This window comes from Shewanella sp. CAL98-MNA-CIBAN-0140 (assembly GCF_040309905.1).
In the GTDB taxonomy this organism is placed as follows: Bacteria; Pseudomonadota; Gammaproteobacteria; order Enterobacterales; family Shewanellaceae; genus Shewanella; species Shewanella psychromarinicola.
Genome location: NZ_JBEOPI010000238.1, coordinates 1 through 253, shown reverse-complemented (window position 1 = coordinate 253; position 253 = coordinate 1). Strand labels below are relative to the sequence as shown.

The following is a 253-nucleotide window of genomic DNA, read 5'->3' as shown; positions in this document are numbered from 1 at the left end:
GAATACACATCAGCCTCGCAGGCCGGTGTCATTGTCTCTTGCTTGCCTATTATTATTGCGTTGCTTGCCTTTGTATTACTTAAAGAGCATATAAGCAAAGCCATTGTTGTCGGTTTTACGCTGTGTATAGGCGGCAGTATTTTACTTACGCTTCTTTCACCAAGTACCGACCAAGCACCTAATCCGTTACTAGGTAACTTTTTAGAGCTTATGGCGATGGTGTGCGCTGCATTTTATACCGTAAGTATTAAAC

The 253-nt window shown here is 42.3% G+C and carries 1 protein-coding gene; it reads left to right on the top strand.

The window, feature by feature from the left end; all coding sequences use genetic code 11:
- A partial coding sequence (locus AAEY93_RS20905; protein ID WP_351079637.1) for an EamA family transporter occupies window positions 1-253 on the top strand: 253 nt, incomplete at both ends.